This is a genomic window from Pseudomonas sp. S3_C06, from assembly GCF_054667675.1.
The window spans coordinates 6,248,720-6,270,951 of record NZ_CP162747.1 but is presented as its reverse complement, the minus strand read 5'-3'; the positions used below and the strand labels follow the sequence as shown (position 1 = coordinate 6,270,951).

Genomic DNA, 22,232 nt, shown 5'->3' with positions numbered 1-22,232 from the left:
ATCAAGGCTTCTCGACGGTGACACGGGTGGTGGCCACGGCCGACTCACCGACGGCACGCGGCTGCGCGGCAGGCGACGGCATCACGTAACTCTGCGAACGATCCGGCGCCTGGATGTGCATGCTGGTTTCGGTGCCGGTGGAGAACTCCATGTCCGACGGGCTCTGGTACGGCAGGTTGCGCACGATCCGTGGGGTGATCGACAGCACCAGTTCGGATTTGCCGACGGTGTCCTTGTTGCTGCCGAACAGCCGGCCAATGCCGGGAATGTCGCCGAGGCCCGGAATCTTGTTGCCGGTGGCGCCGTGGTCGTTGCGCATCAGGCCGGCGAGGATCTGCGTTTCGCCGTCGTGCAGACGCAGTGAAGTTTGCGCGTTGCGGGTGTCGACCTGCACCGGGATCGTGCCCTGCCGGGTCGGCTCCAGCGGCGTGGCGTTACTCACTTCGAGAGCAATTTTGATCGCCACTTCGTTGTTCAGGTGCACGGTTGGTTGCACTTCGAGCTTCAGACCGACGTCGAGGTAAGTGACGCTCTCAGTGATCACCGGGCCTTGCGTCGACGGCACCGAAGTCGCGCTGATGATCGGCACACGCTGACCGATGTGAATCCGCGCCTGCTCGCGGTTGCTCACACGAATCACCGGGCTGGCGAGGGTGTTGATGTCATTGTCCTGCGCGTTGATTTTGGCTTGCGGCGACGGCGAGATCGAAATCCGGCTGGAATTGATGCCTTTCAGTTGATCAAGCAGGGTCACCGCCGAACCGTCGCTGTTGACCACGCCGAAGGTGTTCGGCCATTGCAGGCCGAGGTCGAGAATGCGCTGGGTGGCGACTTCCATCACTTCCACTTCGAGCACCACTTCCGGGTTCGACTGGTCTTGCGACTGCAGCAGTTTCTCGGCCATGCGCACGGCGTCTTCGGTGTCGCGCATGGTCAGGGTGTTGAGGCGTTCGTCGACGAACACGTCGCGGGTCTTGAGCATGGTTTTGACCATGTTCAGCGCGGTGTTGGCGTCGATGCTGGTCAGGTAAAACGTGCGCATCACCAGTTCCTGGTAATCCTTCACTTTCTGCGGTGAATCCGGGTAGATCAGCAAGGTGTTTTCGTTCACCACTTTCTGGTGCAACTGGTTCTGTTGCAGCAGCAGGGTCACGGCGTCTTCAATGCGCACGTCACGCACGAAAATCGTCGCTTTCATGTCCGGGCGCAGGTCTTTGTCGAAGATGAAGTTGAGCCCGGCAACTTGCGACAGCACTTCGAAAATGGTCTTGAGGTTGGCGTCGCGAAACTCCAGGGTCACCGGCCGATCGAGCTTGGTGCGCAGTTGCGGATAAGGAATGACATTGCGGCTCTGCACCAGACGAATATTGCCTTGCAGCTCAAGCGCGCCCTCGTTGTTCGGGTCGAGTTCGAGGATCTGTTTGACCTGCCGATCAGCGCCGTAAATGTCGCCGCGACGCAGGTCGCCACGGGCCAGTTCCAGTTTTTCGTCCATGCTGCGCAGGTAGTCCATCTGCTTCAGGGCATCCTGAGCGCGGCGGTTGTTCGGCTCGATGGTCAGCACGCGGTTGTAGGCCACCCGCGCCGAAGCAAAGTCGCGGCGCGAACGGTCGGTATCACCGGTCGTCAGCAACGCCGTAATCGCCTTGGCCCGACCGCTGTTGAGCAGCAAGTGCAGCTCGGTGTCCCGTGGGTTTTCGCGCAGACCTTCTTCGATTCGCGCCAGCCCCGCCTCGTACTGACCCTGTTCAATCAGGTCGGCGGCTTCCTTGTTGGCCACTTGTGCGGAACTGCACGCGGCCAGCCCGGCACACAGGCCCAGGCTCATCAGCAAACGGGAACGGTTCATTGCGTACTCCCCACAGACAGGGTCTGCGACAAATGCAAAGGCAGGTAGACCAGGCTCAATTCCACATCGGAAATGCCGGTGATCTTCCAGGTGTCGTCGATCACATCCCCGTTGCGCACGACGTAGATCTTTTCGCCGTTCTGCAAAAACACTTGCAGGTCGCTGCGGTCATGCAGCCTGCCGACGAACTGAAACGGCACCGGTGGCAGGCTCGGGGCTTGCACCACAGTTGCTGGATTGATGGCCATTTCGGTGACCGTGGCCAGAGTCGGCGCGGCCTTCCAGGATTTGGCCGCGAACAAGTCGCCGGCCGGGCTCAGGTCCTTGATCGACGCATCCTTGGCTTTGGCGTTACTGGCCGGCAGCGCGCCCCGGGGTTTCCCCGGCGTGGCGACGGCGACTTCGTTGGAATCGGCGTCTTCGCTTGGCGAGAAATATTCCGGCAACCACGCCAGCGCAGCAGCTACGCCGAAGAACGCCAACCAACCTGTCACGCGCTTGGTATTCATCACGACCTCGACAGGTAAAGGGTCATACGGATCCGGCCATTGAGGTCGGTGTCGCCAATCTTCTTGCGTTGCAACTCGAGGTCTTCCACCACCACCGCCGGCAACTGGCCGAGCAAGGCGTGCAGGAACCGGCGTAATTGCGGGTAGCTGCCGCGCACTGGCAGGAGGATCTGATAGCGCGCCAGATGGGTTTTCGGGTCGACGCCGAGGGCGTATTCGCCGCGCGCCAGGGTGATGTGTTCTTGCGCTGCGAGGGCGTAGATGCGGTCGATGGCGACGGTGGCTTGCGGCTGCGCCGGCAGTTTGTTGCGGAAGTCGTCGAGCTGACGTTGCGGCACCACCGGTGGCGCGATGCTGCCGTCTTCAACCTTGGCCAGATACGCGCTCGCTTCCCGAGTCTGCAGGCTCAGGTGCTGCAATGATTGCCAACCCGGCAGCAAGCCACCGAGTGCCCAAGCCACGGCGACCAGCAGCAATGCCAGCCCGGCGAGGCCCGGAATGCCGAGGCCTTGCAGGTATTCGTGGACGATCAGTCTAGGGATTCGCATCGCCAATCTCCCAAGTCGCCGACAGGTTGAATTGCACCGGTTGCTCCGGCGATTTGACGACGATTTCGTGGCTCAGCAGCGACACGTCGGACAGCTCGTCGCTGGCTTCCAGACGTTTGTGGAAGTCGAGCATCGCTTGCAGATCCCGTGCTTCGGCGCTGATGCGCACCTGGCCTTTGCGCGCATCCGGGGTCAGGGTCAGCAGCGCGACGTCATCGCGCGGCATCGCTTCGAGCATGGCGAACAGGCGTTCCCACGGCCGGCGCAGTTGCTGCGAGACCTTGCGCATTTCGGCGAGGTTTGCCGCTTGCTCACGGGTCTCCGCCGGGCTCAAGGTGGACTTGGCGCCGCTGTCGCCGGTGAGCTGGCGCTGGGTGGTTTGCAGGTGGCCTTGTTGCTGTTCGGTGTGCGCGTCGAGGTGCTGTTGCATGCCGAAGCACAGCGCCGCCAGCAGCACACCGCCGCCAAGCAGGCTCCAACCCAACGGGCCGGAACGTGGCCGTGGCTGAAAATCGAGATTGAGCGCGCGCATGTCAGGCCACCGCCCGGGACATGACGTACAAGCCGTCACGCACGTTCATCGAGTCGTCTTCAAGGGTGCGCAGTTGCACACCCGCCACGTCCGGATGCGTATCGAGGCGCGCCGGTGCATGCAGATAAACGTTGAACGCGCGTTCGCTGGTCGAGGCTTGCAGCTGGCGTTCGCGACCGATCAGCGCATTCAACGCGGCATCGCTGTCGCTGCCGCCCACCGAACGCACGCCGGCCCAGCGCCCTTCCCTCGCCAGCAACAACACGCTGCGTTGCGGCTCGGCGACGACGAACAGGAAGTCGCCGGCATCGAGGCTTTTGTCGAAGCGGTTGAACGCCGCCATCAGGTACGGCTGCACTGAGCGCAGGCGCAAACCGCGACCGCTGACCAGCGTGCGCAGACGTTCGAGCAAGTCCTGCGGCAAAGCGCTGGCGATGCGGTCGTAACCGGCCGGTTCGGCGGATAGCACCAGACTCCACGGCTGGGTGGGCGCGCCAAACAGGTCTTCAAAACATAACTGAGCAAAGCCGCGCAGTTCCTCAGGGCTGCTGATCTGCGCGCTCCACGGCACCAGGCAGAAACGGCTGAAGTGCCCGGAGATGACCACGCTCAATTCGGCACCAGCGCGGGCGTGTTCACCGAGCAGGCGATCGAGGGTGTCCAGCGCCACCGCGTAGCTCTGGAAGCCTTCGTCGATGTACCCGACGCTGCCCAGCCACAGGGTGTCGCTGCCGCACCGCTGACCGAGGCCAACACCGCTGGCGCCGAGCACGGCGACAAAACGCTCACGCGATAAAAGTGACACGATTGATCTCCTCCAGCGTGGTGCGACCTTGTTCCACCAGCTCCAGCGCCGATTCACGCAACAGGCGCAAACCACGTGCACAGGCCAGGGCTTTGATTTGTTTGATCGGTTGGCGCTCGACGATCATCTGGCGCAGTTCGTCGTCGAGGTGCAGCAACTCGGCAATCGCCGTGCGCCCGCGATAACCGCTGCCCCGGCAGTGCCCGCAGCCCTTGCCGTGGACGAAGTGGTAGTGATCGACTTTCTGCGGATCGAGGCCCGAGGCGCGCAGCTCTTCATCGCTTGGATTGACCGGCGCGCTGCAACTGGCGCACACCAGCCGGATCAGGCGCTGGGCGAGAATCGCGTTGAGCGCCGAGACCAGGCTGTAGGGGTCGATTTCCATTTGCGTGAAACGGCCAATCACGTCGAAGACGTTGTTGGCGTGGATGGTGGTGAACACCAGGTGGCCGGTAAGCGCCGATTGCACGGCGATCTGCGCGGTGTCCGGATCACGGATTTCGCCGACCATGATCTTGTCCGGGTCGTGGCGCAGTATCGAGCGCAGGCCTCGGGCGAAGGTCAGGCCTTTTTTCTCGTTGACCGGGATTTGCAGCACCCCCGGCAATTGATATTCGACCGGGTCTTCGATGGTGATGATCTTGTCCACGCCGTGGTTGATCTCGGTGATCATCGCGTACAGCGTGGTGGTCTTGCCGCTGCCGGTCGGGCCGGTCACCAGGACCATGCCGTAGGGTTCGGCGGCGAGGCGGCGCAACTGGCGCAGGGTTTCATCTTCAAAGCCCAGCGCCTGCAATTGCACGCCGCAGACCTTGTCAGCGAGGTCCTGTTTGTCGAGGACACGCAGCACCGCGTCTTCGCCGAAGATGCTCGGCATGATAGACACGCGAAAATCGATCTGACGGCCGCTGATACCGATCTTGAAGCGACCGTCCTGCGGCACGCGTTTTTCGCCGATGTCCAGCTCAGCCATGACCTTGACCCGCGAAATCACCTGCTCGGCGAACTCGTTGCCCTGGACTTTGCTGATGTTGTTGAGCACGCCGTCGATGCGGTACTTGATCACCAGACCGTGGCCGGTGGTGCCGAGGTGGATATCGCTGGCGTGCATTTTCAGCGCGTCGTAGAGGGTCGAGTTGACCAGTTTCACCACGCTGCTGGCGTCTTCGCTGATGCTGGTCAGCGACAGGCTTTGCAGGGTGTCGATTTCGTGGTGGGTGTCGCCTTGGGCGTTCAGCGATTCGACCGCGTGGAAGCTTTCTTCGTGGCGGGCCAGATAGGCCTTGAGATCATCGGCGTGCACCAGATGCAGCGGCGCGCCGTGCAGGCAATCGTCGATCCAGGCCAGCCGCGCCGGGTCGAAGGGGTCGGCAAACACGCCGATGACTTCGTCGTTGTGGCGCAGCAGGATGAATTCGCGTTTCAGGCATTGTGCGAGGGTGACGCGGTCGAACACCGGCGTCGCTTGAAACAGGCTGTCGGTGTCGAGCACCGGGTAATGCAGGGTGGCGCCGAGGGTATGAATGAACGGCATCGGCGCCAGTTCACAGAGTACGCAAAGGGCTTCAAGCACGCGTTCGCCAGAGGTGGCGGCCCGCGCCCGGGCCTGGGCAAGCTGTTCACTGGAAAAGCGCTCGGGGGCGCATTCGGCCAGCAGCGGTTCGACGACAACGGACAGACGTTCCATGGCTTGCTCTCCAACCGGGGCTTAGAGCCCTGTCGGCGCGGCAAACCGTGGCGGCAAGTGCCGGAACGTCTGTTCGCGCCATTACTCCCCGGTGAGCATTTGATCGTCGTCCGGCGCCATGGGTCGCGACTGCCGTCGCCGATCCGCCAACACCCAACTGCCATCGTACAACTGCAACGGGAAGCTCTCGGTCCTGCTCTGGCGTCGTTCGACGAAACCCTCGGAAGGGTTTGCACCGGGTTTCGCTTCGCGCTTGAAGCCCAGAAGGTCGCAGACAGCTCGGGCCAGTTCCGCCAAAGGAAACGGTTTGAACAGGATGTGGCTGACCCCCAGTTGCCGCGCCCGCTCACAGACTTCAGCGGTCGGGTGACCCGTTATCAGCACAAAATGGCACGTCCTGTTCTGGCGGACCGCGTCGAGCACCTCAAAGCCTTCCATATCGGGCAAGCGGTAATCGAACACCAGCACGTCGGGGGCAAAGGTTTCGGCCAGGCCGATCGCCGTCGCTCCGTCATGTGCAATCCGGACGTCCAGCCCCTGCGCCGACAGATAATCCTGAAGGTTCTGTGCAAGCAGCTGTTCGTCTTCGACAACCAGTACTTTGTTAACCAAGGTCGACTCCTTGAAACAGCAGGTCCGATGACCCCGCCCTGAGAGTGCGCCTTACCATCGGTAACGCACACTTCATGCCAGGCTGAGTGCCGGTAATTTTACGTCTTCATGTCCTTGAATTTAATGACAATGCCCGCTCGTCCCGGTACCCCGTTCCCCAGAAACGGGGAAGCACCTGAATGGGCATCGAAGCCATTCCCCACTATTGGGGGGGAACCTTCAGTCGTCGTCAATTCGTTCGATCCTGTTCTGCACTCGTAATTGCGCGAGCACCTGACGACGAGCCTGGGTCTGTTGCTGTCGGGCGAGCTGTGCCCTGACTGTATCCAGCCCCTGCAAATCTGGGACATCGGCGGCCTCCAGGTGGTTCGGCAAATAAATCACATGCCAGCCGAACGGTGAACGCACCGGATCGCTGGCGAAGCTCGCCCCACTGACAATCGAGGCGCGCATTTGCAACAAGCGTAGACGCGCTGCGGCGACTGTGGCTGCATCCGCTTGCGCGGGCACACGGATCAGCAGGTGCCGGGGTTGCAAGGTATTGGCGCGGATCAGTTCGGCGAACATCTGCTGCGCCGCCATTTCGCGGCGGGTGTACTCGGTGAAGGATGCCTCATCGAAACCGGCGTCCTGCAAGCGCCGGACGAATTTATCCGTGCCGCCGATGGCACTGCGGGTCTGCTCGACTTGCTGACGCACCACTTGATCGTCGATCTGCACACCGCGCTTTTGCGACTCCTGCCACAGCAGTTCTTTGTCGATCAGCGTTTGCAGCGCTGCCTGACGCAGCTCTTTATAGGCCCTGGGGCTACGAATGCTCGCCACGGCGCGGCCCTGATCTTCCAGGTATTCGGCGAAGAAGCGCTCGAAGCGAAACCCGGAAATCTCCTCGCCATTGACCCGGGCCACGGCCGGTTCGTTATTGGCCCACGCCAGCGGCAGCCAGCAAGTCAGCAGCAAGATCAGCGTTATGCGTTTCATGATCGGGCCCTCCGTTCAGGGGCTGGCAACAATCGGTTTATAAGGGGCGACCAGATAGAAACGCTGATCGGGCAAATCCACGGTGACCACATGCGCGCCGCTCAAGCCCAGGCGCCGACCGGGGCCGAAACTCAGGCGCGGGGTCAGGCCGGTGTCGAAGTCATGCAGGCCTTCCAGCGCCGCCACCAGTTTTTCCCGGCTGGCGTCGCGACCGGCCTGTTTCATGCCTTCGCTGAGCAGCAACATCGAGGCGTAAGCGCCGACTTGCAGCACCGCGTGCTGGGCGCCAAGGCCCTGGCCTTCGCGCAGCAGTGTCAGGGCCATGCGCCCGGCCTGGGTCCAGTCGCTGGGCACGAACGGATAGGCGAGAAATACCCGTCGGGTGAAGCCGTCGGGCACTTGCAGCAGATCGCCGGCCACCTGGCTTGAGGCGGCGAACAGATACGGCACTTGCCCGGCGCTTTGCAGCCGCGTCGCCAAACGACTGAAGCCGCCGCCATTGCCCAGATAGAACACCGATCGCGAACCCAGCGGCAAAGCCTCTGCTGCCGGGTCGTAGGCTTGCAGAAGGACTTTCTGCCAGCCGTGATCCTGTAAGTATTGAGCGAGGGTGGTTGCCGCTTGCGCTTGTAAAGGGTCATCGGGATAGGCAATCAGGGTCGGCCCTTGCAGCACGCGCAGGCTGGCCGTGGCGTAGTCGGCCAGCGCGATCAATTGCTCGCGCAAACCCGGCAACGGCTCGAAAATCTGCGGACTGGCCTGCATCGCCCCGAGCAACGACAAGGCGCCGATCAGCGGCACGCCGGCCTGTTCCAGGCGCGGCCCCAGTTCACTGTCGAGGGCCGGTGCCAGTGGTGCGATCAGGGCGAACACCTGTTCCTGCTCGATCAACTGCTGCAGGGCTTGTTCGGCACTGGCGCGATCCGGGCCGGGATCGACCACGGTCAGACGCAGCTGCCGTCCATGAATGCCTCCGTCCTGATTGATCCGCGCCACGCTGCCGTTAAGTATCGCTGCGATGGTCATGCCTTCTTCCGCCAGCGGGCCCTGACTGGGCAGCAGCGTGCCGAGGTGCAAGGTCTCGGCGTCGAGGCCGGGATCACGCTCATCGGCGAGACGTTTGAGGTACGCGGTGAGGTTGCGCTGATCCTTCATCGACAGCAGAAAGCGCGGCATGCTCGGGTCGAGGCGATTGTGGCCGGGGTCGCGACCCTGCTCGATGGCCGTGGCCAGCGTGCTTTCGCTGTAGGCCGGATAGCTGCGCCCATTGACCTGTCGCTGGCCGTAGGTGCTGGTCAGTCGCGCCCAGTTCAGCGGCGGCGGACGTACCCCGCCTTCCGGTCGACCGAGGCCATCGGCGCCATGGCAATTGGCGCACGGCAGACTGGTCGCCGGCAGCAACACATCTGCCGCACCGACCCGCGCCATGATCGCTTCGCCGCTGGCCGACAGACCCTGGCGGTACAGACGCTTGCCCGCCGCTTCTTCCGGGGTCAGCGGCGCAGCGCTCGCGCCAAGGCTGACGCCAGCGAGCAGGATCAGGGCGAGTACACCGCGCAGGTTCATGGCGCGGACTCAGCGGCCAGCCACGGGCATTGTCAGCAACTGCAAGCGCTGGGCAATGGCGGCAGCCGGGGCGTCGGGGCGGATTTTGCTCCAGCGTTTATTGGCGACATCGCCGACGATCAACTGCGTGGAGTGTTGCTCGGGGGTCGGCACGATCTGGCCGATGCGGCTCAATACCAGGTCCATCTGCGCCTTGTCGCCGGTAAGAAAAAGCCAATGAGGGTCATCGGAACCCTGCTTCAAGGTGTAAGCCTTGAGCACCGCTGGCGTGTCGCGCAGCGGGTCACTGGTAAGGGAAATGAAGGTAATGTCCTGCGCCTTGTCACCGAGCAACTCGCGCACTTCCTTGAGCTTTTGGGTGATCAGCGGACAGGCGTCGTTGCAACTGGTGAAGATCACGTTGAGCAGCACGATGCGGTTTTGCAGGGCATCGCTGTAGAAGCGCAGGGTCTCGCCGTTCTGATCCTGCAACGGCGTGTCGGTGAACCAGGTTTTCGCGTCATGAGTGCCTTTGGCCGGGGCGGCGGCCACAGCGGCTTGCGGCTCAGAGACGTGGCCTTCGTGAGCGAACGCGACGTTGCTGAGAATCCAGAAACACACGGTCAGGGAGATCCAGTCGAGCGTTCTCATGGCTGTTGCTCCATGGCGATGGCGGTGTGTTTGGCGTGGGTGCGCAGGCCGCTGAGTTTTTCCACTTCCTTGGCCAGCAGCGCCGGGTCGGTGAAGCCGTAGTAGCGCATCCAGTGGCGGCTGTCGCCGTCGCCGACGAGGATCAGCGGTTGATGACTCTTCAGGTCGCCGCTGAAGCTGCCGAGGCCCTTGAGGGTTTCATTGATCGACTGCGGCGAGCCGGTCAACCAGCTCCAGCCCGGCCCGCGCTGGAAGGTGCGCGCATAATCCTGCAGGCGTTTCGGGTCGTCGCGCTGCGGGTCGATGCTGATCGACACCAGTTGCACTTCGTCGCCGACGCGCGCGCCGAGCTGTTTCTGCACCTTGCCCATGATCGACGAGACCACCGGGCACACCGTGGTGCAACTGGTGTAGATAAAGCTCATGACGACGATTTTGCCCTGCACCAGGTCTTGTTCGAGGCGCACGGTTTTACCGTTTTGATCAAGCAGCGGCACGTTGGCGAATTTCACCTGGGCGTGTTCCTGAGTGCTGCTGGCGGGGGCTTTGTGTCCGGCGTGTTCGTCGGCCGAATGAGCGTGGACTTGTTGAATGCCAAGGCTCAACAGGCACAGGGTCAGCAGGCCAGTGGATGCAAATCGGTTCATGTCGAAACTCCTCTTCAACGGGCCTGGCCGGGGGCTACCCGAACACTGGCAAAGGTCTTGTCATCGAAACCGGCACCCAGCGACGCCGCGCGCACATGCAGATACCAGGCGCCGCTGCGGTCGAGGGTGATTGGCGCCTCGTATACGCCGTCGGCGACTTCCAGCGCCGCCACTTCGCGGGGATGCGAGGTGGGCGCGAGGTAGTAGCGCAGTTGCACGTCTTTGACGCCGCTGCGCTGGGCTTTGTCTTTGCCTTGCACGATGCGGAAACGCACGACGTAAGGGTCGTTGAGTGCCACGGCCGTCTTGTCGAGGAGGAACTCGACTTTCGGCTGGCCGAGGTGTTTTTGCGGTTTGCCGTCAGGATCAATTTGCGCGGTAAAGCAGTGAATGATGTTCGGCTGGTTGAGCAGAAACGCCACGTCAAAGCGCCCCGCCGCCGGCAACTTCACCCGCGCGCTGTACAGCCCCGGCGAGACTTCGCGCAGGCTGCGATCGATAACCATGGCGGCGCGGGCGATCTGGCCACGGTTGGGGTAACCGGACATCGGCGCGTTCATGCCTTCGGCGTAGAAATAGGTGGTGTTGTCGACCGGGTTGACCACGAACACTGCGTTGTCGTCACGCGACACCGCCAGGCTTGAGGCCAGCGGTAAATCCCCGGCCAGGCGCGGCGCTTGCGGGCCAGCCTCGAAACCCTGGCTGATCGGCTGGCGACCTTCGCCGAGGGAGGACAGGTTGATCATGGTGACTTTCGGTGAAGCGAGTCCGCGGATGTAGGCGTAGGCCTGGGTGAACACCACTTGGTAGGGTTCGGCGCTGACGTCCAGATCATGGATGGCGGTGTTGGTGGCGGCGTCGATGATGCTGGCGCGGTTTTCCACGGTGTTGAGCACTACCCCGAAGCGGCCGTCGGCGCTGAAGCCCATCGGGCCGAGGCCTTGTTGCAGTTTGATCACCCGGCGGATGGCGTGAGTACTAGCGTCGATCACACTCACGGTACCGTCCTTGCCGTCAGCTACGTAGACCGCGCCGGACAATGGCGAGTAAGCGACGGATAACGGATGGGAGCCGGTTTTGATCTGCTGGACGATGTTCAGGCTGGCGATGTCGATCACGCTGACGGTGCCGTCGTCGCGGTTGCTGACGAAGGCAAAGCGGCTGTCCTTGCTGAAGCTGATTTCGTGGTGGCCGCGACCGGTCTGCAGATGTTTGAGGGGTTTGAGGCTTTGGCTGTCGATCACCGTCACGCCGGAGTCTTGCGCCTTGCTGGCGTTGTTGCCGACCCACAGCAGACGTTCATCGGGTTGCAGCGCCACGCGCACTGGTTGGCTGCCGGCCTTGATCGAATCGAGAACCTTGAATTGTTCGCTGTCGATGACGGCCACTTCGCCCGCTGTCGGCATCGAGACGAATACGCGTTTGTTGTCTTTGGGGGTGACCCAGTCCATCGGCGGTTGCTTGAGTTCGATCCGCGCGAGGGTGCTGGTGATGCCGCCGACCGATACCGACGGATCGACCACGGCGATGCTCGCGTCGCGGTTCATCACCAGCAGGAAATAGCTGTTCAGATCCAACAATGGCCGCGCGCCGATGTTGGACTTGAGGAACACGCCGACCCGGGCTTTGCAGCTCTGATCGCGGCCCTGAGCCTGATCGGCGGCAAGGGCTTGCGGATCGACCCAGGCACCCGGTGCCACCCCGGACAGCGGCTGGCCGGAGGCGCTGTCAGTGACGCGGAACTGCACATCGGCGAATTCGCCTTCACGCAGTTTGCCGTCGGCGGCCAGCGGCTTGAGGTTGAAATCCACCGCCACACCGTCACGGTTCAACGTCTGCCCGATGCCGGTTTGTGCCAGCGCAACCTCGCTCAGCGTCAACAACGCCCCGGCCATGGCCAGCGAGCAAATACCGATGATGTTGATGATCCTGTTCATCTCGCACTCCCCTGCTTCTTTACCTGGCAAAACACCGACCCTGTGGGAGCGAGCCTGCTCGCGAAAGCGTCTTCAGCGGCACCCTTGAAACCGAGTTGCCCCCATTCGCGAGCAGGCTCGCTCCCACAAGGGATTTGCATCCATCCCACTCCCTCACTACCCACCACCGGCCCCTGTAGGCCTTCGCCTGCTCGCGATGGCGTCTTCTGCCTCACCCTCAAAAACCGGGTTGCTCCCATTCGCGAGCAGGCTCGCTCCCACAAGGGATTTGCATCCACCGGGACATTGCCGTTCTGCTACTGCCCCTGCGGCGCCGGTTCCGGTTCGTTGGTCACCCGCAGCAGTCCCCATAACCCGGAGGTATTGCCGTAGGCGGCGTAGTCGCGGAACAGGTAATCCCCCGGGATCGCATTACTGCCGCCAGCACTCGGGATCATGAAGCTGAAGTGCGCGGCCGGCAGGATGCTTTCGTGGGCACCGATGTACATCGACATCGGGTTGTAGCCGAAGCGCACCGAGCCGACGCCCGGCGAACCCATCGGATAACCACCGACATCGCTCTTCTCGGCCTGGAACGGATTGACCGACCAGACATGCCCGTCAAGCTGGAACGTGGTGCCACGACTGCCACCGCTCGGCATCAGGATGTGCGTACGCAACGGCTGCCCCGGTTTGGCATACAGCACTGGCGTCTGCGGATCACCGCCAACCAGCGCATTGCTGTAAGCCATGTGCGCGTTGACCATGTCGCCGTAACCCGCGCCATCGGCATGCCCGAACGGTGCATCCGGGGCGAGGCCGAAGCGATACCACAGCGGTTCGGTCTTGTAGTTGATCGCCATGCTCGAGTTGTCCTGCGGATCGGTCGGCACGCCGAAGCCTTCAGCCGCAATTCCTTCCACCGGACGGCCATTGGCCCAACGGGTGTTCAACGCCTTGTGCCAGACCATCGCAAAGTCGCGGTAGCTGGTTTGTCCAGGCGCGGTGACCGTGGCGTTGACCTTGCGCGCATCGTCGACCCACGTCGCGCCGATCGGCAGGATGCTCATCGCCCCGCCAAGGCCTTTTTGCGGCTGCTTGATCACGTCCGCCGGGGTGATGTTCAAGCCGCCGAACTCCACCGCCGTGGCGTTGATGTTGTCGACGCTGCGCCCCAGTTGAGTCACCGGTTTGCCTTCACGCTCCAGGTGCCCGGCGTAGTACTGATAAGTACGGGTCGGGTACGCGCCGCTGCTGCCGACACGCGGTGGCACGGTCTGGATCGGGTTGGCGCCGACGTTGGCGCCGTCGGATTTGGTGATGTCATACGCCAGCAACTGCGCGTGCAGACCGACGTGGCTGGACGGCCGCATCAGGTTATTGCTGAACGTAGTCGAACCCAGACCGCTGTTGCGATCACGCTTGACCATGCCCTGCATCACAGCCGTCTGGGTCAGGTCAGGCATGACGCTCGGCAGGCGGTTTTCCAGAGTGATGTTGATGCAATCTCCCGCCGCTGCGCGCAGCACCAGCGGTTCGACCGGGATGCCGGGTTTCAGCTTGCCACTCACCGGATCGAGATCGGATTTGCGCACATACAGAATCGCGGTCGGGTCATGCAGCGGCCCGCTCTGCCCGCCAATGGTGATGGTTTCGCCATCCTCGGGATCGGTCACCGTGACCTGCGGAATGCTCACCGTGCGCGAGTTCAGCACCAGGGTACCGCCCGCTGGATTGAGCGACCCGCCGACATGCTGGCCAAGCCCTTCGGGATCGCCGATGGTCAGGCCCAGCGCATTGCCGAGAATGTCGTTGGCCAGCGCCGCGACCACTTCATAGTTGCGCTGCACGGTTGGCCGGGTGCCAATGCCGTTAGGGTTGGCGCCATAGCGCGGGCAACTGCCCTCGAACGCCACAGTGTTGCGCATGCCCGCCGGGCTTGGGTTATTAGGGATAGCGAACAAGTCGCTGCGTTTGGCGGTGTAGTTGCGCATCACGCCCCAGATACCGCTCCAGTAGCCTTCGATCGAGGCGTCCATCGAGTACAGATAGTCGCCCGTGGTCGCCGCCGAACTGGACAGCATCGACACCGGCGCAATGAAGCCCATCTGCTCGGAGATGCCGATCATTTGCGACGCGCGCCAGCCGGAGTTGGAGCTGTTGCCGAAACCGGAACCGCTCTGCAGCCATTTCACACCGTGCAGGGTGACGTTGTGCTCTTCTTCATGGCCGCCGGCATGCACCCGCAGCCGCACGTTGTCGCCGGTATAGGTGCGCAGCATCGGCGTGAACGGGTCACCGGGTTCGGCGCCGCCCTTGTTGATGTGTGGCGGGAACAACGTGGTGCCGCCGGTAGGGCCGGTCGCGGAGGTGAGCAGATTCGGCGCCAGGTTCATCGCCGGAATTGCGCGGTCGGTGCGGCTTTGCATGGCGAACGACAGATCACCACCGAGGCCGTCGGCCTGCATGCCGCGCTTGCCGTCCGGGCCGACCTTGTTCGGGTCGTACACGCGCAGGGCCAGCGGTTCGTTACGATAGTTGACGACGAACATGCCCGGATCATCCACCGAAATCGCCTGCGGACATGGCCGGCTCGGGCAGCCCGGGACCTGACCGCCCTGCACTTCCAGCACGCCCTCTAGCAAGTTGCTGGCGTTGTTGCGCACTGGCGGGTTGATCGCGTAGCGGAAGCTGTCGGCGGTGGCCGGGAACGCCTGCGCATTCGGCACACCGTTGGGACCGGCACCGACATAGACGCCAGCTTCATAGGCGTGCTGGAAGTCGCTGTACTCGAGGAAGAACTCGCGGAAGCTGTCGTTCTTGCCGTCGCCATCGAGGTCACCGGTGTTGATCACCGCTTGCCACGAGGTCGGGCCGCCATCCTGACGCGCGCCGCTATAGAGAGGCTCGCCGGTTTCGGCGTGGAACCAGGTGGAACCGGCCGGCTCGGCGAGCACAGTCGCGTACAAACCGATCTGTTGGTGCGTCGATGGGCCTAAGTGGTCGTGGGTGAAGATGGTGCCGAGGCCGCGATCGACGCCTTTGGCGTTGACCACCGGATCGACGAACCAGCGCTGCATCGCCGTGCGCGCACCGAGCCAATCGGCGCGCCCGTATTGGCCGAAGAACGGATGGTTCTTGGCTTTCGGGCAGGCCTGAGTGCCGTCGCGCGGGTCGGTACCAGCGCACTGGTTAAACTCGCGAATCGCGTGAATGCGCTCCTGCACGGCGCCGGGCGAGAGCACGCCGTCCTCATAGTTCCAGCCGTTGGACGAGCCGTCCGCCGAGGTCAGATCCCACTTGGGCAGGTGAATGTGCTGGCCGATCACATCGGTCGGCGTGCGCACCTGATAGTCGTCCATCTCATAGGTGGCCGGCACCAGGTTGGTTTGCTGGTATTGCACGCAGTCGAAGGTGTTCATGCGCATCACCAGCGGCTCTGGCGGACGCTGCTTGGTGATCACCGGCCAGGCGTCTTCCCACAGCGCCAGAATGCGCGCCTGCGGAAAGTGATAACCGACCTTGTTGTACACCGCGTCGAACTGGATGTTCGCGGCTTTGTAGATCCGTGGGCGGTCGGCAGTGAAGGTCGAGGCGCCGACGAAGGACATGCCGTCGATGCGCTCACCGCTGGCAAACTCACCGCTGCCGGCGCTGCTGGTCAGGCGTTTTTGCCGGTCGTCCATGCACGGTTCGTAGTACGGCGCGCCGGCCATTGGCAAGGCGCCGTTGGTACGGAACGCCTTGGCCACCACTTGATTGCCGGGCAGCAAGGCATAGCTTGGATGGTCTTTTTTCGCGTGGAAAGCCATCGCGGCCTGTTCGACTTCGGTGCCTTCTTCCGGCAGGTAAATCGGCTTGGCACGGGTGACTTCCTTGGAGAAATCCAGCGAGGTGGTCACGGTGTGCGCTTCGCCACCGGCCGCGACGCCGTCGAGTGCGTGCCGTTGCAAGCCGCCATCCCAACCGCCGGACTGCGCCGGGTCAAGGTTGGCCCACAGCGCTTTGCCGCTGGCCTTGAGCGATTGCGCGGTGGCGGCGTCGAGCATGTCCAGCGGCGGGGTTGGCGGACGTTGGCCGACCGAACTTTCCATGCCGCCGATCCAGAACGGATAGCCAGGGTTTTTCAGGCTGCCGTCGGCGTTGCGGTTGGCTTCGCTGCGATCGACCAGCGCCAGCGAGCCGATGGCTTGACCGCCGGCGTTGCCGCCATGGTGCTCGCCGTCGTCATCGCCCTCTTCTTCGTCATCGTCGTCATCATTGCCGGCGACCAGGGTTTCGCCGATTTTCGGCACCACCACGACTTTGCCCGGCATTGGCGCCATGGCTTTGCCCGGTAGCGGCACAATCGCCGGAATCGGTGTGCCGGCGACGATTTCGCCGTCAGGCAAGGCGCGTGCGCCGGCCGCCGGTTTACCGCTGCGCAAGGCAAACGGTTCGCTGTGATAGCCGTCGGCGCCCTGCTGCGAAACGTCGAGTCGAGTGCCTTCTTCGAACACATCGTGGACCCGCCACATGGCCCACATGCCTTGGGCAAAGTGCGGATAGAAATGGCAGTGATAGATCGCATCGCCGGCCACGCGGTTGCGGTTGCCCGAACCACCGTTGGCGATTTCATAGGTATAACCGGCGCCCGGGCCGATGCCCTGGGCGTCGACGTAATCGGAATTGTCGTCGTTGGGGTTGAACAGCCACTGATGGCCGTGCAGGTGGAAGATGTGTTGCTCGTGGCCATTGTGGGTGTTGCGGAATTTGACGAAGTCACCGATGTAGCTGTGGTTGACGTTCGACGGCTCCGACGGATACAGGGCCATGGTGGCTTTCACGCCGATCTGATCGGCGCGCGGTATCTGGCCGGGGGCGATGCTCTCAAGCCCGGTGTTGGCCGGCACATCCACCAGCATCGCCACATCGCCGACGGTGTGCGAGCTGAGGAAGAATTCTTCATAGGCGCACGACAGGCAGTCGTGCATCGGCCCCACGCCCAAGCGGTTGGCGACCACTTCGGCACCCATGCCGCCGGAGCCATAGTTGATCATGAACGAGTCGCGGGTCGGCTCCAGCACATGGGCCATCACCGGATCAGCCCAGTACGCCGGGAATGCTTGAGTGGCGGCGGTTTCATCCTGGAATTGCGAGGCAAAATCACGGAACGCTTCGAGGCGGTTGGGGATTGCCGGGTTGCGTTTGCCGACCGATTCCAGCGGATAGGTGCTGGATGGGAAGCTGCCGTCGGCGTTGCTGCCCATGACAATCGCGTCGCTTTCGCTGGAAATGATTTCATTGCCGTCGACCATGCCGATGATCGGCGTGCCAGCCTTGCCTTCGCGCAACCACGGTTCGCGCTGTGGGTAGCGCGCCTGGTAATCAACGATCGGTTGGCCGGTGGGTGCGCGGCCAGTCGTGGCCAGGCGCATTTCTTCTTCGGTAAGGGTGTTGCGATAGCTGCGGCCGCCCTTGGGCAGTACGACAACCTGGCCGAACAGTCCGTTGGCAACGTTGCCGGCCGCGCCCTCGCCGCCAAACGTTGCGCCACGGCTACTGACGGCGAATGCGCCTTCACGTTCGGCGAACAAGGTGTAGGAACGGCTCGCGCCGGGAGGCACAAGGGTGTTGGCGTTACGCCCGGTGAACGAAGAAATGTCATCGATGCTGTTCACCGCTTGCAGGCCATTGACCTGGAAACCGACGTGACGATCCGCCACCTGCTCATCGACTTTGAAGTCTTCGGCGCCGTTGGCGTTTTCCGCGCCCTCTTCTTCGCCCTCGTTTTCAAAGTGCTTGTTCGGGTTGGCCTGATAGTCGAGCAGGTTCTGCAAATTGATTGTCAGGCAATCGCCGGCGGCCACGCGCAACACCAATGGCCGTGGACGCTTGTCCGGGCGCAACGAGACTTTGCCCGGCACTGCGGCGCCGCCGTAAGCCAGCGACTGCTCATGTTCATCGACCACATCGCGGCGCAGGGCGAACATCATGCCGTTGATGTTCTGCGCGCCGAGGCGGTTGAACATCAGTGGCTGATCGAAAGCGACGACGTTGGCCACCAGGTTGCGCTCGCAACGTACGGCCGCGCCGGCCAGCTCGACGCTGAGCATCGAGGCCAGAATCAGCAGCCAGTTAATCAGGGACGGAGCGTGAGGAAAGCCAGCCATGATCAGTAACCTCGTAGTGGGTGCTCTTGGGAACACTTCTCGACAAATGCCTCGGAGCAATCCGCGTGCCACAAAAAATTGCATTAGCGTTCAATCAGTTACTGCGGCCACTTGAAAATCCGGGGGATATTCCCCACCCGTTTTCCCCACTTTTCGGGCCTCCACGGTTTGCCCCGAAAGTGGGGGAAACCGGGTTAGGGTCACAACGGCGCGTCCATCGCCAGGCCCTGCAAACGCCGGTACTGACGCAACACATTCGGTACATATCGCTGGGTTTCGGCGAACGGCGGAATCACCCGGCCACGGCTGAGCACCGCGTCTGGCCCGGCGTTGTAGGCCGCCACGGCGAGGGCAATGTCGTTGTCGAACAGGGTCATCAGGCGCTTGAGGTATTTGGCCCCACCCTGGATGTTGGCCTTGGGGTCGTAGACGTCAGTGACGCCCAGCTCCCGTGCGGTGTCGGGCATCAACTGCATCAGCCCGCCCGCACCTTTGGGTGAAGTGGCACCGGGGTTGTAGCGAGACTCGGCGTTGATCACTGCATGCAGCAGCGCCTCGGGTAATTGATTGACCTTGGCCGCCGCCGAAACCAGTTCCGCGTAGGGCTGGTTGGCGATCATTTGCGGCTGCTGATCGAGGCTGGCCACAGGCATTTCAGCCTCGCGGACCACCCGTTCGTAAGTGCGTCCGGGCCGGTGAACGTTGGACAGTACATAGCTGCCCTTGGCGTCCACCGAAATGAACACATCGGCTTGCGCGGCGCCGCTGAGCAGCACACATCCGAGCAATCCGCTGGCGAGAAATTTCATGTCGGGCCTCCCCGGATCGACCCCGATAAATTGGGGGAAATGCCCCAATGGCCGATCACGTTTGAGCCATACGCAAGCACTGTGCCGACTCTGGAGATGCCCGGATTACAAGGGTTTCAGCCAATCCAGTAATTTTCAGTGGGGCTGAGCATGGCAATTGCATAAGCCCTTCTGGCGACACGGCTGCCACTCACGGGAGGTCATCATGAAGCTGCAATTTCGTCCGCGTAGCCAACGCGGTTTTACCCTGCTCGAATTGCTCGTGGTGCTGGTGGTCCTCGGCCTGTTGGCCGGGATCGTCGCGCCGAAATACTTCGCCCAACTCGGTCGCTCCGAAGTGAAAGTGGCCAAGGCGCAGATCGAAGGGCTGAGCAAAGCGCTGGATATCTATCGGCTGGAAGTCGGCCACTACCCGTCCACCGAACAGGGTTTGCAAGCCTTGGTCATCGCGCCGAGTGACGAGGCGAAATGGACAGGGCCGTACTTGCAGAAAAAACTGCCGCAGGATCCGTGGGGACGTAATTACGCCTACCGCTACCCCGGCGAAAACAGCGAGTACGACTTGCTGTCGATGGGCAAGGACGGCCAGCCCGGCGGCGAAGGCGAAAACGCCGAAGTGACCAACTGGCAATGAGCGGAGCGCGGCCCATGCGATTTCATGTGAAAGCGGTCGGCAAGGCGGGCGTGGTGTCCTTGAGTGTGGAGGCGCCGGGTGACAGCGAGGCGCGGCGCATTGCCGAGGATCAAGGTTTACGTGTGCTCAGCTCGCACGCCGACAAGCATTGGCGCTCGCTACGACTGCGCCAGCGTGAGACGTTCAATCTGGTGTTGTTCAGCCAGGAACTGACCACGCTGCTCAACGCCGGCCTACCGTTGATCGATGCGCTGGAAAGCCTCGCCGAAAAAGAAACCGCCCCCGCTGCCCGGAAAACCTTGAGTGAGCTGGTGCGCCTGCTGTACGAGGGCAAATCGTTTTCGCAGGCGCTGGGCCAGTTGTCGGCGGTGTTCCCGCCGTTGTACGTGGCGCTGGTGCAGTCCAGCGAGAAGACCGGTGCGGTCGGCGATGCGCTGGGCCGTTACGTCAGTTATCGCCAGCGCATGGACGAGGTGCGGCAGAAGATCATCAGCGCCTCGATCTACCCGATGCTGTTGCTGATAGTCGGCGGTGGCGTGGTGCTGTTCTTGATGGGTTATGTGGTGCCGCGTTTCAGTCTGGTGTTTGAAGGCTTGGGCGATAACCTGCCGTGGCTGTCGCAGGTGTTGATGAGCAGTGGCATGTTTTTGCATGCGCATCAGGCTGAATTCTTCGCTGGGTTGGCGGCGATTGTCATCGCCCTCGCCGTGCTGCAAAAGCAACCGGCGTTTCGCCGTGGTCTGGATCGACTGGTGGAGAAACTGCCGGCCGTGCATCAACGGATTTTCATGTATGAACTGGCGCGGTTTTATCGTTCGCTGGGGATTCTGCTGCAAGGCGGGATTCCGCTGGTGACCGCCATGAGCATGGTGCGCGGCTTGCTCACCGTCGCTTCGCGGACGCGGCTGGATCAGGCCTGCGAGCGGGTGCGCGAGGGGCAGTCACTGTCTACCGCGCTGGAGCTCAATCATCTGGTGACGCCAGTGTCGTTACGGCTGCTTCGGGCCGGCGAACAGTCGGGCAACCTCGGGCAGATGATGGAACGCAGCGCCGACTTCTACGACGAGGAAATCAGCCGCTGGCTGGAGTGGTTCGTGAAGTTGTTCGAACCGCTGCTGATGACGTTTATCGGCCTGCTGATCGGGGTCATCGTGATCCTGATGTACATCCCGATTTTCGAACTGGCTTCGAGTATTCACTGACCTCGGGAACGGGGCCGGTCTCTGCAACAACACACTTTTACGTTCCCAACAAGACGGAGAACGATATGCACATTAAAAAGCTCGTGCTCGCAATGGCCATCGGCGCAGTTCTGTCGGCGTCCACCGTGCTGATTCCCGACAGTTTGTCCGGGGTTTCCAGTGCTCATGCCAAGGATGGTGGAAGTGGTGGTGGAGGCAGTGGTGGCGGTAGCGGAGGGGGCGGCGGAGGAAGTGGCGGGGGCGGCGGTCACGGTGGCAGCGGTGGAAATGGTGGGGGCGGAAGTGGCGGCGGAGGTAGTCACGGCGGTGGCGGCAACAGCGGTAGTGGCGGTGGCGGTGGCGGTGGCAACAGTGGCCACAGCGGCAGCGACCACGGCTCGGGGCACTCGGGCGACAGCGCCTCATCCGGCCGCAGCGGCACCCATGCTGAAGCGGGAGATGACCATGGCGTCCACCGCGCTGGTGAAGTCGGTGATGACCACGGGGTCCACCGCGCGGGCGAAGTCGGCGATGATCGTGGCGTACATGTCGGCGGAGAGCCGGGCGATGACAAGCGCGCCAACTGATTTTTAGAAGCACCACAAAACCTGTGGGAGCGAGCTTGCTCGCGAATGCTGTGGGTCAGCCAATGATGTTTTGACTGACACAACGCTTTCGCGAGCAAGCTCGCTCCCACAGGGTTTTGTGGCGTACGCAGATTACGCAGGCGACCACCATCAATTTTAGGAGTGAGCCTGCTCGCGATAGCGGTCATTCAGACACTGAAACTGTGACAGACACAACGCTTTCGCGAGCAAGCTCGCTCCTACAGGGTTTTGTGGCGTACGCAGATTCCGCAGAAGACCCTTATCAAATGTGGGAGCGAGCCTGCTCGCGAATGCGGTGGGTCAGCCAATGATGTTTTGACTGACACAACGCTTTCGCGAGCAGGCTCACTCCTACAGGGTTTTGTGGCGTACGCAGATTACGCAGGCGACCACCATCAATTGTAGGAGTGAGCCTGCTCGCGATAGCGGTCATTCAGACACTGAAGCTGTGACAGACACAACGCTATCGCGAGCAGGCTCACTCCTACAGGGTTTTGTGGCGTACGCAGATTACGCAGATGACCCTTATCAAATGTGGGAGCGAGCCTGCTCGCGAATGCTGTGGG

General features: G+C 62.4%; 17 protein-coding genes. 3 read left to right on the top strand and 14 right to left on the bottom strand.

Annotated elements, in window-relative coordinates:
• Position 1 precedes the first annotated feature (1 nt).
• From AB4N44_RS27845 to AB4N44_RS27780, 14 genes are all read right to left on the bottom strand, one after another.
• Positions 2 to 1,849: a secretin N-terminal domain-containing protein gene (locus AB4N44_RS27845; RefSeq protein WP_150752147.1), complete on the bottom strand. Its 1,848-nt coding sequence runs from the start codon at positions 1,847 to 1,849 to the stop codon at positions 2 to 4.
• A complete protein-coding gene (locus AB4N44_RS27840; protein WP_316918002.1) occupies positions 1,846 to 2,358 on the bottom strand; it encodes a hypothetical protein in 513 nt (170 codons plus the stop codon). The genes AB4N44_RS27845 and AB4N44_RS27840 overlap by 4 nt, the downstream gene beginning before the upstream one ends.
• Complete coding sequence (locus AB4N44_RS27835) at positions 2,358 to 2,906, bottom strand: GspMb/PilO family protein (RefSeq protein WP_316918001.1); 549 nt, start codon at positions 2,904 to 2,906, stop codon at positions 2,358 to 2,360. The genes AB4N44_RS27840 and AB4N44_RS27835 overlap by 1 nt, the downstream gene beginning before the upstream one ends.
• Positions 2,893 to 3,438, bottom strand: coding sequence for a PilN domain-containing protein (locus tag AB4N44_RS27830; protein WP_460111182.1), 546 nt, complete (start codon positions 3,436 to 3,438; stop codon positions 2,893 to 2,895). The genes AB4N44_RS27835 and AB4N44_RS27830 overlap by 14 nt, the downstream gene beginning before the upstream one ends.
• A gap of 1 nt (position 3,439) precedes the next feature.
• Positions 3,440 to 4,243: a hypothetical protein gene (locus tag AB4N44_RS27825; protein ID WP_460111184.1), complete on the bottom strand. Its 804-nt coding sequence runs from the start codon at positions 4,241 to 4,243 to the stop codon at positions 3,440 to 3,442.
• The gene (locus tag AB4N44_RS27820) at positions 4,224 to 5,930 is read right to left on the bottom strand and encodes a GspE/PulE family protein (RefSeq protein WP_460111186.1); all 1,707 of its coding nucleotides are present in this window, start codon (positions 5,928 to 5,930) and stop codon (positions 4,224 to 4,226) included. Before AB4N44_RS27820 ends, AB4N44_RS27825 begins: the two co-directional genes overlap by 20 nt.
• Before the next feature lie 81 nt (positions 5,931 to 6,011).
• Positions 6,012 to 6,542 carry a response regulator gene (locus AB4N44_RS27815; protein WP_064392623.1) on the bottom strand — a complete coding sequence of 177 codons (531 nt, stop codon included), beginning with the start codon at positions 6,540 to 6,542 and terminating at the stop codon, positions 6,012 to 6,014.
• A 219-nt stretch (positions 6,543 to 6,761) separates the two neighbouring features.
• Positions 6,762 to 7,523, bottom strand: coding sequence for a SurA N-terminal domain-containing protein (locus AB4N44_RS27810; RefSeq protein ID WP_460111189.1), 762 nt, complete (start codon positions 7,521 to 7,523; stop codon positions 6,762 to 6,764).
• Between the two features lie 15 nt (positions 7,524 to 7,538).
• Complete coding sequence (locus AB4N44_RS27805) at positions 7,539 to 9,089, bottom strand: ABC transporter substrate-binding protein (protein WP_460111192.1); 1,551 nt, start codon at positions 9,087 to 9,089, stop codon at positions 7,539 to 7,541.
• A 9-nt stretch (positions 9,090 to 9,098) separates the two neighbouring features.
• Positions 9,099 to 9,719 (bottom strand): SCO family protein, encoded by a 621-nt coding sequence (locus tag AB4N44_RS27800; RefSeq protein WP_150752139.1) that lies wholly within the window; start codon positions 9,717 to 9,719, stop codon positions 9,099 to 9,101.
• The gene (locus AB4N44_RS27795) at positions 9,716 to 10,366 is read right to left on the bottom strand and encodes an SCO family protein (RefSeq protein ID WP_150752138.1); all 651 of its coding nucleotides are present in this window, start codon (positions 10,364 to 10,366) and stop codon (positions 9,716 to 9,718) included. Before AB4N44_RS27795 ends, AB4N44_RS27800 begins: the two co-directional genes overlap by 4 nt.
• Before the next feature lie 14 nt (positions 10,367 to 10,380).
• Positions 10,381 to 12,303, bottom strand: coding sequence for a YncE family protein (locus AB4N44_RS27790; RefSeq protein ID WP_150752137.1), 1,923 nt, complete (start codon positions 12,301 to 12,303; stop codon positions 10,381 to 10,383).
• A gap of 296 nt (positions 12,304 to 12,599) precedes the next feature.
• The gene (gene mnxG / locus AB4N44_RS27785) at positions 12,600 to 18,434 is read right to left on the bottom strand and encodes a manganese-oxidizing multicopper oxidase MnxG (RefSeq protein WP_460111196.1); all 5,835 of its coding nucleotides are present in this window, start codon (positions 18,432 to 18,434) and stop codon (positions 12,600 to 12,602) included.
• A 200-nt stretch (positions 18,435 to 18,634) separates the two neighbouring features.
• Complete coding sequence (locus AB4N44_RS27780; protein WP_095124787.1) at positions 18,635 to 19,243, bottom strand: lytic transglycosylase domain-containing protein; 609 nt, start codon at positions 19,241 to 19,243, stop codon at positions 18,635 to 18,637.
• 205 nt (positions 19,244 to 19,448) lie between these two features.
• On the opposite strand from AB4N44_RS27780, the gene gspG reads away from it, so the two are divergent.
• The 3 genes from gspG to AB4N44_RS27765 all read left to right on the top strand — a co-directional run bounded on the left by gspG (position 19,449) and on the right by AB4N44_RS27765 (position 21,645).
• Complete coding sequence (gene gspG, locus AB4N44_RS27775) at positions 19,449 to 19,877, top strand: type II secretion system major pseudopilin GspG (RefSeq protein ID WP_095124788.1); 429 nt, start codon at positions 19,449 to 19,451, stop codon at positions 19,875 to 19,877.
• 14 nt (positions 19,878 to 19,891) lie between these two features.
• Positions 19,892 to 21,079 carry a type II secretion system F family protein gene (locus AB4N44_RS27770; RefSeq protein WP_460111199.1) on the top strand — a complete coding sequence of 396 codons (1,188 nt, stop codon included), beginning with the start codon at positions 19,892 to 19,894 and terminating at the stop codon, positions 21,077 to 21,079.
• Positions 21,080 to 21,144: 65 nt separating this feature from the next.
• On the top strand, positions 21,145 to 21,645 hold the full coding sequence (locus AB4N44_RS27765; RefSeq protein WP_460111201.1) for a hypothetical protein: 501 nt from the start codon (positions 21,145 to 21,147) through the stop codon (positions 21,643 to 21,645).
• The last annotated feature ends 587 nt before the right edge of the window (positions 21,646 to 22,232 follow it).

Bases quoted from the DNA above. Each gene is read 5' to 3' on its own strand.
- AB4N44_RS27845 (WP_150752147.1), bottom strand. From the start codon at position 1,849: ATGAACCGTTCCCGTTTGCTGATGAGCCTGGGCCTGTGTGCCGGGCTG.
- AB4N44_RS27840 (WP_316918002.1), bottom strand. From the start codon at position 2,358: ATGAATACCAAGCGCGTGACAGGTTGGTTGGCGTTCTTCGGCGTAGCT.
- AB4N44_RS27835 (WP_316918001.1), bottom strand. From the start codon at position 2,906: ATGCGAATCCCTAGACTGATCGTCCACGAATACCTGCAAGGCCTCGGC.
- AB4N44_RS27830 (WP_460111182.1), bottom strand. From the start codon at position 3,438: ATGCGCGCGCTCAATCTCGATTTTCAGCCACGGCCACGTTCCGGCCCG.
- AB4N44_RS27820 (WP_460111186.1), bottom strand. From the start codon at position 5,930: ATGGAACGTCTGTCCGTTGTCGTCGAACCGCTGCTGGCCGAATGCGCC.
- AB4N44_RS27810 (WP_460111189.1), bottom strand. From the start codon at position 7,523: ATGAAACGCATAACGCTGATCTTGCTGCTGACTTGCTGGCTGCCGCTG.
- AB4N44_RS27805 (WP_460111192.1), bottom strand. From the start codon at position 9,089: ATGAACCTGCGCGGTGTACTCGCCCTGATCCTGCTCGCTGGCGTCAGC.
- AB4N44_RS27800 (WP_150752139.1), bottom strand. From the start codon at position 9,719: ATGAGAACGCTCGACTGGATCTCCCTGACCGTGTGTTTCTGGATTCTC.
- AB4N44_RS27795 (WP_150752138.1), bottom strand. From the start codon at position 10,366: ATGAACCGATTTGCATCCACTGGCCTGCTGACCCTGTGCCTGTTGAGC.
- AB4N44_RS27790 (WP_150752137.1), bottom strand. From the start codon at position 12,303: ATGAACAGGATCATCAACATCATCGGTATTTGCTCGCTGGCCATGGCC.
- mnxG (WP_460111196.1), bottom strand. From the start codon at position 18,434: ATGGCTGGCTTTCCTCACGCTCCGTCCCTGATTAACTGGCTGCTGATT.
- AB4N44_RS27780 (WP_095124787.1), bottom strand. From the start codon at position 19,243: ATGAAATTTCTCGCCAGCGGATTGCTCGGATGTGTGCTGCTCAGCGGC.
- gspG (WP_095124788.1), top strand. From the start codon at position 19,449: ATGAAGCTGCAATTTCGTCCGCGTAGCCAACGCGGTTTTACCCTGCTC.
- AB4N44_RS27770 (WP_460111199.1), top strand. From the start codon at position 19,892: ATGCGATTTCATGTGAAAGCGGTCGGCAAGGCGGGCGTGGTGTCCTTG.
- AB4N44_RS27765 (WP_460111201.1), top strand. From the start codon at position 21,145: ATGCACATTAAAAAGCTCGTGCTCGCAATGGCCATCGGCGCAGTTCTG.